17 protein-coding genes and 1 pseudogene are annotated in these 16,362 nt (G+C 70.1%); 3 read left to right on the forward strand and 15 right to left on the reverse strand.

Features of this window, described 5'->3' with window-relative positions; genetic code table 11:
* The first annotated feature begins 207 nt into the window (after positions 1–207).
* On the forward strand, positions 208–1,842 hold the full coding sequence (locus KGS77_RS29705; protein WP_242586204.1) for a hypothetical protein: 1,635 nt from the start codon (positions 208–210) through the stop codon (positions 1,840–1,842).
* Positions 1,843–1,961: 119 nt separating this feature from the next.
* On the opposite strand, the gene KGS77_RS29710 is transcribed toward KGS77_RS29705, so the two are convergent.
* Positions 1,962–2,909, reverse strand: coding sequence for an alpha/beta hydrolase (locus KGS77_RS29710; RefSeq protein ID WP_242586205.1), 948 nt, complete (start codon positions 2,907–2,909; stop codon positions 1,962–1,964).
* 51 nt (positions 2,910–2,960) lie between these two features.
* Between KGS77_RS29710 and KGS77_RS29715 the strand changes: the two genes are divergently transcribed.
* Positions 2,961–3,632, forward strand: coding sequence for a TetR/AcrR family transcriptional regulator (locus KGS77_RS29715; RefSeq protein ID WP_242586206.1), 672 nt, complete (start codon positions 2,961–2,963; stop codon positions 3,630–3,632).
* 25 nt (positions 3,633–3,657) lie between these two features.
* Here the strand turns inward: KGS77_RS29715 and KGS77_RS29720 are convergent.
* The 8 genes and pseudogenes from KGS77_RS29720 to KGS77_RS29755 form a co-directional block, all read right to left on the reverse strand.
* A pseudogene (locus tag KGS77_RS29720) lies at positions 3,658–4,904 on the reverse strand (IS256 family transposase).
* 323 nt (positions 4,905–5,227) lie between these two features.
* Positions 5,228–5,866, reverse strand: a complete 639-nt coding sequence (locus KGS77_RS29725) for a pyridoxamine 5'-phosphate oxidase family protein (protein WP_242586207.1) — start codon at positions 5,864–5,866, stop codon at positions 5,228–5,230.
* 214 nt (positions 5,867–6,080) lie between these two features.
* Positions 6,081–6,752, reverse strand: a complete 672-nt coding sequence (locus tag KGS77_RS29730; protein ID WP_242586208.1) for a response regulator transcription factor — start codon at positions 6,750–6,752, stop codon at positions 6,081–6,083.
* Complete coding sequence (locus KGS77_RS29735; protein WP_242586209.1) at positions 6,740–7,918, reverse strand: histidine kinase; 1,179 nt, start codon at positions 7,916–7,918, stop codon at positions 6,740–6,742. Before KGS77_RS29735 ends, KGS77_RS29730 begins: the two co-directional genes overlap by 13 nt.
* Before the next feature lie 321 nt (positions 7,919–8,239).
* A complete protein-coding gene (locus tag KGS77_RS29740) occupies positions 8,240–9,253 on the reverse strand; it encodes a lytic polysaccharide monooxygenase (RefSeq protein ID WP_242586210.1) in 1,014 nt (337 codons plus the stop codon).
* A gap of 238 nt (positions 9,254–9,491) precedes the next feature.
* The gene (locus KGS77_RS29745; RefSeq protein ID WP_242586211.1) at positions 9,492–10,166 is read right to left on the reverse strand and encodes a rhomboid-like protein; all 675 of its coding nucleotides are present in this window, start codon (positions 10,164–10,166) and stop codon (positions 9,492–9,494) included.
* Between the two features lie 368 nt (positions 10,167–10,534).
* Positions 10,535–10,708 carry a CsbD family protein gene (locus tag KGS77_RS29750; RefSeq protein ID WP_242586212.1) on the reverse strand — a complete coding sequence of 58 codons (174 nt, stop codon included), beginning with the start codon at positions 10,706–10,708 and terminating at the stop codon, positions 10,535–10,537.
* Positions 10,709–10,848: 140 nt separating this feature from the next.
* Positions 10,849–11,019, reverse strand: a complete 171-nt coding sequence (locus tag KGS77_RS29755) for a hydrophobic protein (RefSeq protein WP_242586213.1) — start codon at positions 11,017–11,019, stop codon at positions 10,849–10,851.
* Positions 11,020–11,272: 253 nt separating this feature from the next.
* On the opposite strand from KGS77_RS29755, the gene KGS77_RS29760 reads away from it, so the two are divergent.
* On the forward strand, positions 11,273–12,175 hold the full coding sequence (locus tag KGS77_RS29760; RefSeq protein ID WP_242586214.1) for an RNA polymerase sigma factor SigF: 903 nt from the start codon (positions 11,273–11,275) through the stop codon (positions 12,173–12,175).
* Between the two features lie 103 nt (positions 12,176–12,278).
* Here KGS77_RS29760 and KGS77_RS29765 read toward each other — a convergent pair whose 3' ends face one another.
* The 6 genes from KGS77_RS29765 to KGS77_RS29790 all read right to left on the reverse strand — a co-directional run bounded on the left by KGS77_RS29765 (position 12,279) and on the right by KGS77_RS29790 (position 16,303).
* Entirely contained in the window at positions 12,279–13,250 is a 972-nt protein-coding gene (locus tag KGS77_RS29765; protein ID WP_242586215.1) for a TIGR03557 family F420-dependent LLM class oxidoreductase, read from the reverse strand.
* 53 nt (positions 13,251–13,303) lie between these two features.
* Positions 13,304–13,729: a DUF2267 domain-containing protein gene (locus KGS77_RS29770; protein WP_242586216.1), complete on the reverse strand. Its 426-nt coding sequence runs from the start codon at positions 13,727–13,729 to the stop codon at positions 13,304–13,306.
* A 107-nt stretch (positions 13,730–13,836) separates the two neighbouring features.
* On the reverse strand, positions 13,837–14,247 hold the full coding sequence (locus KGS77_RS29775; protein WP_242586217.1) for an SRPBCC family protein: 411 nt from the start codon (positions 14,245–14,247) through the stop codon (positions 13,837–13,839).
* Between the two features lie 106 nt (positions 14,248–14,353).
* Positions 14,354–14,557, reverse strand: coding sequence for a hypothetical protein (locus tag KGS77_RS29780; protein ID WP_242586218.1), 204 nt, complete (start codon positions 14,555–14,557; stop codon positions 14,354–14,356).
* A 105-nt stretch (positions 14,558–14,662) separates the two neighbouring features.
* Positions 14,663–14,878 (reverse strand): hypothetical protein, encoded by a 216-nt coding sequence (locus KGS77_RS29785; protein ID WP_242586219.1) that lies wholly within the window; start codon positions 14,876–14,878, stop codon positions 14,663–14,665.
* A gap of 330 nt (positions 14,879–15,208) precedes the next feature.
* Complete coding sequence (locus KGS77_RS29790; RefSeq protein ID WP_242586220.1) at positions 15,209–16,303, reverse strand: glutamate--cysteine ligase; 1,095 nt, start codon at positions 16,301–16,303, stop codon at positions 15,209–15,211.
* Positions 16,304–16,362 lie beyond the last annotated feature (59 nt).

A 16,362-nucleotide genomic window follows, 5' to 3' on the forward strand; every position in this document is an offset into this window, starting at 1 on the left:
GGTGCCGGGTTCGGGGCATGGCCGGGTGCCTTGGTCGGGCTGCGGCCGGGGATCGGAGCTGGGGCGTGGCCGGGGATCGGATCCGGGGTGTGGCCGGGCACTGGGGCTGGGGCCAGGTCCGGGACCGGGCTGCCGCCGGGGGCCGGGTCCGGGGCGTGGCAGGGCGCCGCCGGGGGTGAGCCGGAAGCCCTTTCCGCGGCCGGCTCCTTGGCCGGCTCCTTCGGGGCGTGGGACCCGGGGGAGCCGCCGGACGAACTGTGCGTCAACGCCTGGACGGGCGGCCCGGGACCGGTGGCCGCGCCGCTCGGGCCCGGGCACCGGGCCTGGGCGCTGGGACCGGTGGCCGGCGTCAAGCGACTGCTGCGCCCCGGCGCCGTGGACCCTGCGGACTACCGGGACGAACGGGTCGGCTGGGGACTCGTCCTCCCCGACCGTGACGGGCTGCCTCACCCGGCCCTCCCCGAAGAGGCCCCGGAACCGGTCCGGGCCCTGTTCGCCGCCCGACCCGGCGCACGGCTGCTGCGCCTGACCCGCGCCACACCCACCACCGCCACCCTGCGCGACTACGCGGCCGGGAAGGACATCGCCGTCATCGGCTCGCCGCGCGGCACGACCCCCGGCGCGCTGCCGAGCTATCTGCTGATCTACGGCGGCCCGGAGGCCGTACCGTGGCGGACGCAGTACCTGCTGGCCCGAGTGGCCCACGTAGGACGGCTCCACCTGACGGGCACCGGCCTCGAACGGTACGTGAGCGCGCTGCTGGACGGCTGGTCCGACTCGACCGCCCGCTACGACAGCCCACTGGTGTGGTCCCCGGACCACAGCGCCCAAGCCGACGAGGCTCAGAACCACGGCACCCGAAACGACGGCACCCCAAACCACTGCGGGGACCAGACTGATCGGAACCAAGCCCACCGAGTCCAGCCCAGCACAGCCGAGGCGCACACAGCCGAGACCCGTGGAGCCGAGCCCCACCGAGCCCAGCCCCACCGAGCCGAGACCCGCAGAGACCAGGACATCACCTCACTCATGCGGGACGCCATCGCCGCACCTGTCGCCGAACGGCTGCGCGCCGACGGCGAGATGCCCGGCAGCCTCTTCCTCGACGGCCGGGCGGGCCGGGCGTCGGTCGCCGGTCTGGCCCGGGCGCTCGCCGAGCTCCGCCCCGCCCTGGTGGTCACCACCAGCCACGGCCTGACGAGCCCCCTGCACGATCCGGCCACCCTCACCGCCCGCATCGGGCTGCCGGTCGACGCCCGGGGCGCGTACATCGATCCCCGTACGCTGCTCACCGACTGGCAGCCGGACGGGGCGATCTGGTACGCACACGCCTGCTGCGGAGCGGGCGCCGACCGGCGATCCGTCTTCGACGGCCTGGTCGCCCCCGACGGACCGGTAGGGGAAGTACTGGCCGGCGTCGCCGCACTGGGCTCCGTGGTGGCACCGCTGCCCACCGCCCTGTTGTCCGCCCGGCGCCCGGCCCGTGCCTTCATCGGCCACGTCGAGCCGACCTTCGACTGGACGCTGCGCTCACCCTGGACCGGCCAGCACCTGACGGACGAACTCACCTCGGTGCTCTACGGCGGGCTGTGCGGCGGCGAACCGGTGGGCCTGGCCCTGGACCGGATCACCAAGGGAATCGCTGCCTCGGCCCTGGCCCACGAAGAGGCACTGCACGCCTACAACGCGAGCGAGCACACCGAACGTGCCGGACTACGAGCGGCCCTGTACCACCGTCTGGTCGCCGCCGACCGTACCGCCATGGTCATCCTCGGCGACCCCACAGCCGCCCTCCCCCTCCCCTCCCTCCCCCTACCTCCTCAACAGTCCTGGCGGTTCTGACAGCCCTGGTGGTCCCGAGCAATTGTCAGGAGTCGTGGGTCGGGTGTCCTTGGGTTTCCTCGACGGTGCAGTTCGGTTCCGGTTGGTCCCGACGGAGGGCGTCGGGCGGCGGTCGTCGGTTACCTGTGGGTGATCCCGCTGGTCTGCGGTTGCTCGTCGGTGCGGTCGGCGAGCGCGCGCAGTTCGTCAGCGTAGGTGGTCCAGACGTCGCGGGCGAGGAAGTGGCCGACTCCGGGCAGGGTGTGAAGGCTGGCACCGGGGATGGCGGCAGCGATGTCGTGCGCGGCCGTCACGCGCACAAGCGGGTCGCTTTCGCCGTGCAGGACGAGGGTCGGCGCGGTGATCTGGGCCAGTGGTCCGCCGTGCCACTTCGCTCCGATCTGGCGGCTCTGCGCCTTCTGGTCGCGGAAGCTGGCGACTTGGTGCGCTGCTTCCTTGTCTATGAACTCGCGCACATCGTGCTCGTCGATGTCCTGGCCGGGCGCGGCCAGGATGCGGGCGGCAGCGAGGGCCAGATCCAGGTTGCCCTGAGGGGTCTTGGGGTAGTGCAGCCGGGCGAAACGGGGCAGGCATGCCAGGCGCAGGTAACGCAGGAGGCTCAGGCCCTTCGCGTCGCTGGGGACCGCCGAGGAGGTGGCCAGGCTCAGCACGCGCCTGGGGTGGCGGATGGCGGTGCGCTGTGCGATGAGCCCGCCCATCGAGTGGCCGAGGAGGTGGGCGCCCTCCCAGCCGAGGGCGTCGAGGACGGCGACCGCGTCGTCGGTGAGGTCCTCGGCGCTGTAGGCCGGGGCTTTGCGGTGGAGCAGGGCCTTGACCGGCGGGCCGACGCGCCGGTCGGGCAGGTGGGTGGATTCGCCGGCGTCGCGCTGGTCGTAGGCCACGACGTGGAAGCCGTGGCCGACCAGTTCGGCCACCAGGCCGTCCGGCCACCAGAACCGTGAGGTGCCCAGTCCCATGACCAGTAGCAGCGGGTCGCCTCCCGCGCCGCCCAGGTCCTCGAAGGCGATCTGTATCTCGCCGTTGTGCGCGAAGCGCGTCATCATGTCCCTCCCATTCGCGAACACCATTCGCGAACACCGTATGCGATAGGTAGGCTGGTGGCAACGCGGGAGGTAGCAGTGGCAGGACAGCAGGAGCCGGTGATCTGGATGCGGCCGGAACAAGCGCCGGTCGGACGCCGGGCCGAGCGCAGCCGCGCCGAGATCACCGCTGCCGCGGTGGAACTGGCCGACCGCGAGGGCCTGGACGTCGTCTCCATGCGACGCGTCGCATCCATCCTGGGCACCGGCGCCGCCTCGCTCTACCGCTACGTGGCCACCCGCGACGACCTGCTCGACCTGATGACCGACAGCACCGCGGGCGAATACGACCTGGCCGCCCCCAGCGGCGACTGGCAGGCCGACCTGCTCGCCATCGCCCGCCAGGCCCGGCAGATCATGCGCCGCCACCCGTGGCTGCCCGCCATGGTCATGAGCCGCCCCACGCTCGGCCCCCACGGGATCGACCTTTTGGAGCATGTGCTCGACGTGCTCGCCGACCACCCGGCCGACCATGCGCGCAAACTTGAGGCGTTCGCCCTCCTCGGCGGCCTGACCGCGCTGTTCGTCCAGAACGAAACGGCTGCCGCGGACCCGAGCGCCACGCGCCAATCCGCCTACCTCCGCCACGTTGCCGCCGCGGGAAGCCACCCCCGCATTACCGCCTTGCTCGCCGCTTCCCCACCCGATGGCCACTCCCGCGACCGGTTCGACGCCGTACTCATCCGCGCTCTGACCGGCGTGCTGGGCTGACATCCGCCCCAGCCGGCCACGGGGATCAGGCAGCGGCGGTCTCCGCGCGCCCGACCAGGACGCCGCCTTCGAACCTGGCGCCGGCGCGGACCGGCGGGACGAGGCGGGCTCCGGAAATCGCCCGCCGGCGAGCCGGGGCGGACTCAACGAGCTTGCACACCATGGCGAGAGCCGCGGCCGGGCCGCCCGCGCCGCGGGTGACCGTGGTGCGGACCTTGACCGTGCAGAAGGTCGACGCGATGGGGTCCGTGGTCCGCAGATGGATCCAGTGCCCGGCCGGGACGTCGTAGCACGCCCGAAGCCCCTCCCGGTCGCCGGTGATCTTCGCGACGGCCCTGGGCCACCTCGCGCCGTACGTCTTCGCGAACGCCGCGATCGCCCTCTCGGCATGGGCGCGGCCCTCGGCGTGGCAACTCTCCCGCCTCGCCTTCGTCGCACCCGACCGTGCGGATCTCGGCAGCGCGTTGGTGACGTTGCGGGCCTTGTGCACCCAGCACCGCTGATGCCGGGCGGTGGGGAACACCTCGGCGAGCGCCCTCCACAACCCCCTCGCACCGCCGCCGCCCACCAGCTCCGGGCCGCGCATCCCGCGGCGGCACTCGCGCAGCAAGTCGGCCCCCGACCCGGTGGACTCGCGCAGCCCCCCCGTGAGCGCGATCAACTCCTTGGCGCCGCCCAAGCCCACGCCGAGCAGGACCAGCACGCACGAGCGCGCCCGCCCCAGCCGCACCTTGGGGGAACGCCGTCGGCCCACACATACACGTCGTCGGACTCGGCGAGGTCGCGCCGCTGGAAGGCGGCATGGCCATCGGCCCACTGCTCGGCCAGCCGCGTCACGGTCGCGGGCAACAGTCCCGCTGAGCTGCCGAGGAACTGCTCGCCTGCGGGCACGAAGTCTCCGCAGGAAAGCCCGTGCAGGTAGAGCCGTGGCAGCACCTCGGAGCCCTTCGGCGAGCGGCACCACGACGGGAGGAGCTTCGAGGAGAACCGCTGTCGCTCGCCGGTGGCCTCATCGATGCGCCGGCCGTTCACGCGCGGGGCCACCACCCCCACCGGGCCGGCCGCGGTGACCACGGTCCGAGGCCGGTGGCGGCCGTCGCGGACCACCAGGCGGCGTCCGGCAGCATCGGTCTCAGCAGCCAACTCGGCCACGTACTGGCTGACCTCGGCCTCCACAGCGGCCTCGAGCACTCGGCGGCCACCCTCCCGCACGATCTCGTCGAGCAGGGAACCGGACCCGGTGGAACCGTCAGCAGTGACCAGGCCGGGCACGGGCGCACCTTCCCGACCCGCGCTGCGAACGCGGCCCTACTCGGTGACCACCCCAGGACCATTCGGGAAGGCACGCCCGCCGCGTGCCCCCGGAACCGATCCACAAGTCCTGAGCTTTGCTCCTGGTGTGGGTCCTGGCGGTCCTGACAGTCCTGGCGGTTCTGGCAGTTCTGGTACGCCTGACGCCTCCTAGTCTTGCTCCTTGTCGGATGCCGGCAGCAACAGTGTCAGGAGGGCTGTCAGCGTGGACCACCGTTACCGACTGCCGTCGTCACCGAGTGCCGTCGCCAACCGCCGTCATCGTCGGTCGTCACCGACTTCCCTCACCGGTTGTCGCGGTACAACTTCTCCGCATACCGCGGACCGTAGTACTCCTCCAACGCCTCCAGGGAAGCGTTCACCTTCTCCACCCCCTTGGCTATACGGGCTCTGGACGGCAGGCGCTCGGGCTCCCAGGTCTCCGGCTTCCACAGGTCCGAGCGCAGGAACGCCTTGGAGCAGTGGTAGAAGACCTCCTCGATCTCCACCAGCAACGCCAGCCTGGGCCGATTGCCCTTGACCACCATCTCGTCGAAGAACGGCGCATCGCGCAGCACCCGGGCCCGCCCGTTGATCCGCAGGGAGTCACCGCGCCCCGGCACGAGGTAGTTCAGGCCGACGTGAGGATTGGCGAGTACGTTCCGGAAGCCGTCCACCCGCCTGTTACCGGGGCGGTCCGGGATCACGATCGTGGTGTCGTCCAGTATGAGCGTGAAGCCCGCGGGGTCGCCCTTGGGCGAGACATCACAGCGCCCCTGGCCGTCCGAGGTTCCTATGAGACAGAACGGCGAGCGCGCCAGCCACTGCCGGTCCAGCTCGTGCAGGCATGTCCGCGTCTTGTTCGCAGCCCGTTCATCGGGCTCTCCCACCAGTTCCCGCAACTCGGCCTCGGACGAGACCTCCACACCCGCTGTCAGCTCCACCGTTCCCACTCTGCTCTCCCCTCATCCATCCGGCTTTCAGCTCGACCCTACGTGGCCCGCCACCGCACGCTCCGCCCACAACGCCGCCACCTTTCCCACCGCTTGATCCAGCCCTGTTGGTCATGACTGAATGATGCGCCGGCGCGGTGGGGCGGCACATTGCGGAAAACCGCAGAACTTCACTGCGGTTTTCCGCAGGGTGCGGGTCAGCGTCTTATAGAGGGGTCGAATACGGGGAGAACTGCGCCCGGAGATAAGCCAGTACGGCGTGGACGCGGCGGTGGCCGTCTTCCGGTGCCGGCAGGTCCAGTTTCATGAAGATGTTGCCGATGTGTTTGTTGACCGAGGTCTCGGCGATGTGCAGCAACGAACCGATGGCGGTGTTGCTGTGTCCTTCGGCCATCAGCGCCAGTACCTCACGTTCCCGGGGTGTCAGCGCGCCCAGCGGGTCGTTGCCGGCCTTGCGGACCATGAGCTGTGAGATGACCTCCGGGTCCATGGCCGTACCGCCCTTGGTGACGCGTTCCAGGGCATCCAGGAACTCTTCCGTACGGCCCACCCGGTCCTTGAGCAGATACCCGACCCCCGACGCGCTGTGCGCCAGCAGTTCGCCGGCGTACGCCCGTTCCACGTACTGCGACAGGACGAGAACCGGCAGGTCGGGGATCTGCTTACGGGCCTCGACGGCGGCCCGCAGCCCCTCGTCGCGGAAGTCCGGCGGCAGCCGCACATCGACCACCGCGGCGTCCGGGCGGTGTTCCAGCAGCGCCGCCAGCAGCTCCTCGCCCGTGCCGGCGACCGCCACGATCTCGTGCCCCTCACTGGTCAGCAGAAGACACAGCCCGTCCCGGAGCAGGGCGTTGTCCTCGGCGATCACGATCCGCATGGAATCTCCACTTCGAGCACCGTCGGTCCACCCGGCGGGCTGGTCAGTACGGTGGTGCCGTCGAAGGCGGCCACCCGGCGGCGGATGCCGGCGATCCCGCCGCCGGCGCCTTCCACCGCGCCACCTCGGCCATTGTCCTGCACCCGGACGCCCACCCGCCGTTCGTCGATCCGTATGCGGACCGAGGCGCTGGCCGCGCCACTGTGCTTGGCGACATTGGTCAGTGCCTCGGACACCACGAAGTAGGCGGCGGCCTCCACGGCGGCGGGTGCCCGGGGGCCCGCCCCCGCGTGTCCCTCGTCGAAGTCGATCTCTGTCGGAACCTGGCACAGCGCGGCCAGGGACCGTACGGCCTCATGGAGACCGAGGTCCATCAGGACGGGCGGGTAGATGCCGCGCACCAGTTGGCGCAGCGAGTCCAGGGCCTGTCCCGTCACCTGCCGGGCCTCCTCCACCAGGCCGGGGACCTGCTCGGGACGTGTCCGCAGCGCCCGGTCGATCATGCCCAGGCGCAGGGAGACCGCGACGATTCCGGCCTGGGCGCCGTCGTGCAGGTCCCGCTCGATCCGGCGCAGTTCCGCGTCGTGCGCGTCCAGGGCGGCGGCACGGGTCGCCGACAGCTCCACGACGCGTTGCCGCAGATCCTCCCTGCCGTCCGTGGCGAGCAGCGGCCGGGAGCCGAGGACGTGCAGGCGGGCGAGGAGGACCACCGCGACGGCGGCGAGCACCGCCAGGACCGCGCCGACGAAGAATGACGCGATGGCCAGGGGCCAGGAGTCGACGGTCCAGGCGATGACGGTTCCGCGCTCCTCCGGCGGCACCAGCGTCCACCACACCGGGGCGGAGAGCCAGTTGATGGCTTTGCCGCACAGGGAGATCGCTCCCGCGCACACCATGGTGCCCGGGATTCCGTGGGCCAGCAGCCAGATGATGTCCTGGCCGGTGGCCCCGTCACCGTAACGGGGGTGCGCACGGGGGACCGGCGTGAACGTTTCGCCCAGCAGGCAGGCCACTTGGCGGCGGTGGAAATCGGCGAATCCGTCGAGCAGGGACGGTGAGCACAGAAATACGGGTAACCCCGCTGCGGCGACCACACCAGTACCGAGACAGATGAGGACATACCGCAGAGAAGCGAGGAAACGGCCGAGCAAGGTACCACCGTCCATATGGCCCGAGGGCGGAGCGAACTTCCTCTCACATTGTGCGGAAGACGCCGTCGCCCGTCATGCCGCCACCCGCCGCGCCGGTCGCTTGTGCGACGTGAAGTGGTCGTGAAACGGAGGTCACAGGGGGGAGATCACGGCGGAAAACACAGCACGGCGCCGCCGCCCTTGAGGTGAGAAGGCGGCGGCGCCGTGGAAGCCGGGGGGTCGTCGCAGTCGGCCCCCGGCGGCCCGGGTACGCGATCGGCCGCGGGCGCGGCGTCATCGCGTCACGAAACGCTGGGCGAGCGCGCGGCGTCAGACCGGCGCGCGCCCGGTGCGGGGTCAGCCGCGGTGGCGTACGGCCTTGCGGCGGGCGTTGGTGAAGAGCACCGCGGCGCCCAGGGCCACCACGGACGCCCCGGCTATGGCGATCGGCGCGGTGGAACTGTCGCCTCCGGTCTTGGCGAGGTGCTGACCGTCGACCGCCTTGGAGGCGCCGCCGTTCGGCTTCGGGTCGTTGCCGGCCCGGTCGCCGGCACCGTGGGCGGCGGCATCGTGACCGCCATGCCCGTTCCCGGCGTGGACGTCGATCTCCCCGTGACCGTCGTGTGCCACGGTCGACTTGTCGGCAGCCGCGGCGATCTGTGCGTCGTTCGGCGCGGCGGCGAGCGGAGCCGCCTGGCCGCCCTTGCCACCGCTCTTCCCGCCCGCACCGCCGTTGTCCTTGCCGAAGACGACGTCGGAGCAGGTGTAGAACGCCTCGGGGCTGTCCGAGCGCTGCCAGATGCTGTAGATCAGATGACGCCCGGACTTCGCGGGCACCTTGCCGCTGAAGACGTAGTCACCGTTTTGCAGCCGCGGGTTGGTGACCTTCGCGAACGGCTTGGACTCCAGGTCGGACCACTTCAACGGCTTCTTCGGGTCGTAGCCGTCCTTCGTGACGTAGAGCTCGAAGGTCCCCTTGTGCGGAGCGGTGGCCTTGTAGTGGAAGGTGTGGGCGCCGGCCCGCATCTTGGTGGACGGCCAGTCGGCACGCGGCAGGTCCAGTCCCCTGTACTTGTACTTTCCCGCGCTGCACAGCTTCCCGTCGGGGATGATCTGCTTCGAACGTCCCGCGGCGTTGGCCATGTTGACCTCGTTCCAGTCGTAGAGGGGCTGGGTGCCGCCGGCCCGTACGAGCGCCTTGCACGCGGCGGAGCGCGGGTGCTCGGGGCCCTCCGCGAAACAGGCCGAGATCCGGCTGACCGGGTCGGTCATCGAACCGTGTGCGACGGCCGGGCTCGCGGTGAGTGCGGTCAGCGCGAGCGGGGCGATACCGACGATCGCGATTCCGGCGGCCGTACGACGAGCGGTCATCGTGGGGGTCTCCTTCGGGACTTCTTGCCTTGCGATGACACGCACGCTAGCCGCGCCGAACAGCTCGAACGCCCCTGAAAGCCCTTCGACTGCGATCTTTATGGCGCCCTTAAGGAAGCGCTAAGAGAGGCCACAGGTAGACCGGGAGAAAACGGTGCTCCGAGCTGGGACCCCTCTCCCGGACGGTCCGTGACCGTCCGCAGGAAACACCAGCCGATGTGCCGGGGCCGGTTCGCGGTTACAGCGACGACGTCGACGGTGAATGCGTCGGGATACGCGTGTGACGGCGGCGCCGGCCCGGGGTGAGCGGGTAACACGCCAACCCCAGCAGCGCAGCGGACAAATGGCCGATGTCGGTGAAAGTGAGCTTGTCGAAGAGGGGGATCGCATAGAAGACGAGGACGCCCGCGGCGTAGACATAGCGGAGGGGGTGCCAGGGGAGGCGGTACGTCAGGACGGCGACGACGCCGGCCAGCGCGTAACTGACGCCGACGTCCAGTGTGTCGACGGCGGAGTGCGGCGCCGCGCCCGTACGGATGGCGAGGGCGAGGATGCCTTCGCTCAGGTACGTGGCGCCGATGTGGGTGACGCCCATGACCGCGAGCCAGCGGTAGGTGCCGAGCCAGCGTTCGGCCGGAACGTGAAAGATGTTGTAGAGGACGAAGTAGTAGAGCCAGTTGCCACCGCCGAGCCAGAGTGCGCTGGTGAGCAGTACTCGGCCGGGTGAGTGCAACAGGTTGTTGATGTTGGTGGAGCGGCGTTGCAGGACGTGGTCCAGCGTGTCGGGCGTCAGATGGTGCATGATCACCGACGTCACGAAGAGGATTGCGAGCCAGATGAACGTGCCGGGGGCCCGGCATACGTACGACCGGACCGCGCGGACCAGGGCGGCCGGGCGGAGCGAAACCCTCATGGCGCATGTATACGTCACGGCGCGCGGTGCGCCGTACCGCGTGGGACTCGTACGGCGCGTGTGGCGCAGAACACGGACTTGGCCGAAATGAATAACCGGGGGAGGCCGTCCCCGTGGCTCAACTGACACGGCCGCTGCCCGGAAGTGGCTGTACGGAATTCGACCGGTTCGTGTATCGGCACCTGCTGCTGTTCCTGGACGGACTGCGGGGCGTGTCGGGGATCGGTGCCGTCCTGAGCGAGGTGCCGGGTTTGGAGATCACCTCGACCGTCGAGCAGGTTTGCGGACGGGGCGGGCCGCAGGCAACAAGAAGCGGGCCGCAGCCCGGAGGCCGCGGCCCGCTTGTGCCGGCTTCGCGCCGGGCGCCGTCAGTGCTTGAAGGCGTCCTTGGCCTTCTCCTTGGCCCCGCGGAGGTCACCCTTGCTCTGCTCGGCCTGGCCTTCCGCGGTCGCGCTCTCGTTGCCGACCGCCCGGCCGGCCTCTTCCTTGACCTTGCCCTTGACCTGTTCGGCCTTCGCCTTGGCCTTCTCGCCTGCACTCATGAGTACGGTCCTCTCGTGATGCCGTGGCCGCCTTCCGCGGTCACGACGCGGGTTGCACGGATTACGCGGATCAAGCAGCTCGCGCGGATTTCTCGTCTTCCGGCGCATGGCCGGAATTCATCGGATGTCCGTCGGACCGGTCACCACCGATACCACCGGCCACGTTTGCCACCGGCCCCGGCGGAACGCATGACGAAGCCGAGCAGCCAGATCACCAGGATGACCGCTGCGACCCACCACAGCGCTTTCAGTGCGAATCCGGCGCCGAACAGAATGACCGCGAGAAGAAGCACAAGAATCAGTGGGACCATGATTATCAACCTCCACGGCCCGGATTCCCGGAAAACTTCGCCACACTCCCGGTAATTGGCTATGTTTAAGCTGGCGGAAACGGGGAACCCGGGTGGGTTTTGTCTTTCTTTCTCCTCGGATGGATGACCATGGGACCGTCCACCGGCCGGTTGGGTAAGCGTTCAAGCAAGGTCCGGCGGAACGGGTGTGAAGGAAATGCGACCGGGTAGGCAGCGCTGTGCCGGATTGTTGTCCATAGGGAGGGCTGAGGAGATGACTGTGAGCGAGGCGATCGTGGAGGCGGGCGTCGCGGAGGCGGCCGAAGCCTGGACGGACGGTGTCCGGACGATCGGCGGCTCCGGTGACGAACAGGCCGTACCTGCCGAGTTGCCGCTGGTGGAGGACCCCGGCCAGGTCGCTCCGCGGGACGCGCGGGAGATGACCCGGCTGTTCCTGAACCGCCTCGCGCAACTGGAAGAGGGCACGCACGAGTACCAGTACGTGCGCAACACCCTGATAGAGGTCAACCTCTCGCTGGTCCGCTACGTCGCCGGCCGATTCCGCAACCGTGGCGAGATGGACGACATCGTGCAGGTCGGCACCATCGGGCTCATAAAGGCGATCGACCGCTACGACCCGGCCCGCGAGAACGAATTCACTACGCTCGCCATTCCGTACATCATGGGCGAGATCAAGCGGTTCTTCCGCGACCACACCTGGGACGTCCGCGTACCGCGCCGGCTCCAGGAGCTGCGGGTCGACCTGGCCCGGGCCACGGAATTGCTGACCAACCGCCTGGGCCGGTCGCCGAAGGTCGCCGAAATCGCCGCGCACCTGAACATCAGTGAAGAGGACGTCATAGAAGGACAGGTGGCCGCGAACGGCTACAACGCCTCTTCCCTGGACGCCACCTTCACCGACGACGAGACGCAGACCCCGCTCACGGAATTCCTCGGCGAGCGTGACGAGGACCTGGACCTGGTGGAGAATCTGCACGCGCTCAAGCCGCTGCTGGACCAGCTCGACGAACGCGACCGGCGCATTCTCTCCATGCGCTTCGGACAGGAGATGACCCAGTCGGAGATCGGCGCCGCCCTCGGCGTCTCCCAGATGCATGTCTCCCGGCTGCTCTCCCGCTGCCTGGCCAAGCTCCGTACGGGACTGCTCACCGATTAGCGGCGGCAGGAGAGACCAGGAGAGGCAGGGACCGGCGCTCGGCCCGTCACGTGGTCCCACGTGGCGGGCCGAGCGCCGTACGTCCCTGCTCCAGGTGGTCCGACTACTGGTTCGGCGTCAGCTTCCGCAGCCGCTGGTCGAGTTCCCGCTGGTAGAAGTCGATGAACCCGTCGGGGTCCGAGCCGGCGTTCTGCATGACCAGCCGGTCGAATCCGGCGTCCACGAACTGCTGCGTGACCTCGGCGTACCGTGCGGGATCGGGCCCGCAGGCGAACTGCTGGAGGATGTCCTCCTCGCGCACGGTCGTGGTCGCCGCATCGAAATTGACCGGGTTGGGCAGCTCGCTCATGACCTTCCACCCGGTCACCGCCCACCGCGTGGTGTCCAGTACGGCCTTGGCGGCGGTGTGCTCATCGGGCGCCCACGCCATCGGGACCTCCACGTAGCACGGTCCGGAACCGCCCGCCTCCCGGTAGTGCCGTACGATCTCCGGCTTCGGTTCGGTGGCGAAGAGCCCGTCACCGAGCTCGGCGGCGATCCGTGCCGACTCCAGCCCGCTGGCGGCCACCGGGACCAGCGGCAGCTCGTCGGGGAGATCAAACACCCGTGCGTCGTCCAGCCGCAGGTGCTTGCCCTCGTACGAGCGGTACCCGCCGCGCCACAGCGTCCGGATGATCTCCAGCGCCTCGCGCAGCAACTCGTGCCGTACGCGGACGGAGTCGGGGAACCCGGTGCCCACGACGTGCTCGTTGAGCCGCTCGCCCGATCCGATGCCCAGGACGAAACGGCCGTCGGAGACCAGCGCGAGCGTCGCGGCGGCCTGGGCGATGATCGCCGGGTGGTAGCGCACGGTCGGGCAGGTCACCCCTGTCGCCAGCCCGATGCGTTCGGTCTTCGCGGCGATGGCGCCCAGTACGGTCCAGGTGAACGGCGAGTGCCCCTGATTGTCCAGCCAGGGGTGGTAGTGATCGCTGATCTCGACGAAGTCGAACCCCGCCTCTTCCGCCCGTACCGCCTGGCGAACGAGTTCGTTCGGACCGTACGCCTCGGATGCCAGCTTGTAACCGATCTCCATCTGCCCGTCCTCATTTCCTGCTCAAAATTGCACGCTCAAGAAAGCGGTGGTGGTCAAGTGGGCTCCTGCGCGCGTGCCGTCGGCAGCAGCTCCCGTATGTCCTGCGGCAGCGCGTGGCTGAGCCGTTCCATCAGTTCCGGTGCCAGGGCGGCGTCCAGCACCTCGAAGACCGCGGCGGCCTCCCGTACGGCCGTCTCCTCGGACACCGCACCGCGCCAGGCGACCCGGCCGGCGAAGGCCGTCAGGTCGAAGCGCTCGGGCGCGTCGCCGCCCTCGGGGCCGGCCTCGCGTGCTGCTTCGACCCGGTGCAGATGCTCCGCGATCTCCTGCGGCAACTGGGCCGCCAGATGGCGTACGAGGCCGTCCGGCACCCGTTCCGCCACGGTCTCCAGCGTGGCCCGTACGGCGCGCTCCGCCGAGCCGCGGTCGGGAAGCGCGGCGCGGTCCTGGACCAGGCCGATGAACTCGTCATGACGCATGGTTGCGGCCTCCGATCGGTGCGGGTTGCCGTAAGTTGCAGCCGGTCAGCCGGTCACCCGTACGTCCGTATGTACGGTCAGCCGGGCATCCGGTGAGCCGACGGGAGTCATCCGGCGCTCTCGGCGTGCAGCCGGACCTGTTCCGCCAGCCGTTCCAGGCTCTGGTCTAGCGCCTTTTCGATCACCGAATCCTCCGGGGCGTGCGACCCCTCGAAGAAGGACAGGTGCACCGTCACCTCGCTGGCGCCGCTGTCGATCCCGGCGACCTGGAGCCACCCGGCGTAGCGGCCGTCGGCACGCGTTCCCCACTCCATCCGCATCTGGTCCTTCTCGGCGCGCACCAGGGCCTGGGCGTCCTCGCCCGTACTGTCCTCGTGCACGGTGACCGCCGGCGGGTCGTCGGGCTTCACGTGCAGGTCACGGGGGAGCCAACTGTCCAGCCGTTTCAGATCGCATGCCTGGTCGAAGACCACTTCGGGCAGCGCCGGCATGGTGCGGGAACGTTCGTACTCGCTCATCGTGTGCGCTCCTTGGTTCCTCGGGTGACTGCTTATGAGGGAGGGGAGGGATGCCTGTGAGGGAGGGATGGCCGGGGCCTGGGGGAAGCCGTGGAAGCCGTGGCGGTCAGCCGCCGCCGTGCTCCGGCCGTTCGCCCTTGGGGCCCTTTCCGCGGGCGGTGCGCGGGCCTGCGGAGCGCCAGTGCGGGTCCGCCTGAAGGCTCGCGTTGGCCTCCTCGTTGGCGTGCTTGTCGGGTACGCCGTGGTTCTCGGCCTCCCGGCGCCGCTCCGCGCGCTTCCTGTCGTACCGCTTGCTTCCTGGCTCGGGCATGGTCAGCTCCTCGGGTTCGTTGTCCGACGGTGGGTTCGTTGTCCGACGGTGGGTTCGGTCGCGTGGCGAGTTCGGCTGTGTGGTGGCTTCGGCCGCGCGGTGGCTTCAGGCGCGGCGGCGCTGACGGCTGCTGTCCCGGCGGTTTCCACCGCCCCGGCCGCCGCCCTCGTCATCGGCCTTCTCGCCTTCCGCCTGCGACGGTGTGGTCCTGGGTGACGTCCGTGCCTCGTCGTGCTGCCGCCGCGACTGCCGTCCGCCGCGCGTCGCGTCCTGCGCGTCGTCGCGGTCGCCTTCGGCCTGGGACGGCGTTGTGTCACTCATCGCGCTGCTCCTCTGTGCGCCCGGGCGCGGGGTGGCACCGGGAATCATGGGGAAGGGGACGTACGGACGCACCCTGTGATGCGATGCGCCGGTACGTAGCCGTAAATGTGCTTGTGAGGCGAGTGCCCCTTTAATCCGCTGTTCATTCGCTCCGCACACGAGCCGTACGGGAGGCGGGCACGCCCACCATGGGGTACCCGGGATACCGCGGGATACTGCCCGGTCCGGCACCTGTCGCGCGGCGGCACCGATGAAGAACAGGACGAGCCCTGCGGCCCCGTCCGCGCCGTCCGCGCCGTCCACCCCGGCCGGGCCGGGGCTCCGACGGGCTCAGGTCTCCGTGCTCTGTGCCGTGATGAATGCGGTCAGGGCTTTGAGGCCACCCGACGCCAGTACCCGGCGCTGCCGGTCCGCCGGGCAGCCCTCGCGCAGCAGCCGGTGGACCAGTGACCCGATCTCCCGGGTGTCCCCGGCCTCCTCCAGCGCCGGGCCGATGTGGTCCAGCAGCGCGCACACCACGTCACCGGCGCTGCGCCGCCGGCCCTCCGGGTCCAGCAGCGTGCCTCCGAGTCCGTAGCGCGCGGCGTGCCAGTTCGCGGCGTACAGCAGCTCGGGCGCGATCCGCGGGACCGGACAGCCTTCCTTCTCCTCGCGGATGGCGGTGGCCGCCAGCGCCCGTACGATGCCCGCGAACATCACCGCGTCGTCGACCCGGAGCTGCACGTCCAGACACCGGATCTCAACGGTGGGGTAGCGCTCCGACAGCCGCATCTGCCAGTAGACCTGCCCGGTGTCGGCGATCACCCTGGCGTCCAGGAGCGCCTTGAGGCGCCGCTCGTAGTCGCCGGTGTCCTCGAAGGACGGGGGCGGGCCGCTCACGGGCCAGCGGCCGAACACCACGGTGCGCCAGCTCGCGAAGCCGGTGTCGCCGCTGTCCCATATCGGGGAGTTCCCCGACATGGCGACGAGCGTCGGCAGCCAGACGCGCAGCCTGTTCAGGACGGCGACGCCCATGTCCTTGTCCGGCACCCCGACGTGTACGTGCATACCGTTGACGAGCTGCTCGGCCACCAACTGAGGGGCGCGCCGGCGCAGCGCCAGGTAGCGCGGGTCCTCGGTGACGGGGGCTGGAAACCGGCCCGCCAGCGGCGCCGCACCGCAGGCGGCGATCCGGCAGCCGACGCGCTCGGCCGCGGCGCCGACCGCGTGGCGCAGCCGCAGCAGATGGCCGCCGACCTCGGCGAGGTCGGTGCAGACCGGGGTGACGACCTCCACCTGGGCCTGCAACAGCTCCGTCTGAACCTCTTGCTCCTCAGCGGTCGGCTGCAGCCCGGCCTCTTCGCGGACCGCGTGCACCAAAGGCGCGGGCAGGGCGGTGACCGGATCGAGAAGCAGGTACTCCTCCTCCACGCCAAGGGTGATCATCCGATAGGAGTACCCGTGGCCGATCGGGTGAATCCTCCTACGACCCTGGACGTGACCGG

Source organism: Streptomyces sp. MST-110588 (genome assembly GCF_022695595.1).
Classification (GTDB): Bacteria; Actinomycetota; Actinomycetes; order Streptomycetales; family Streptomycetaceae; genus Streptomyces.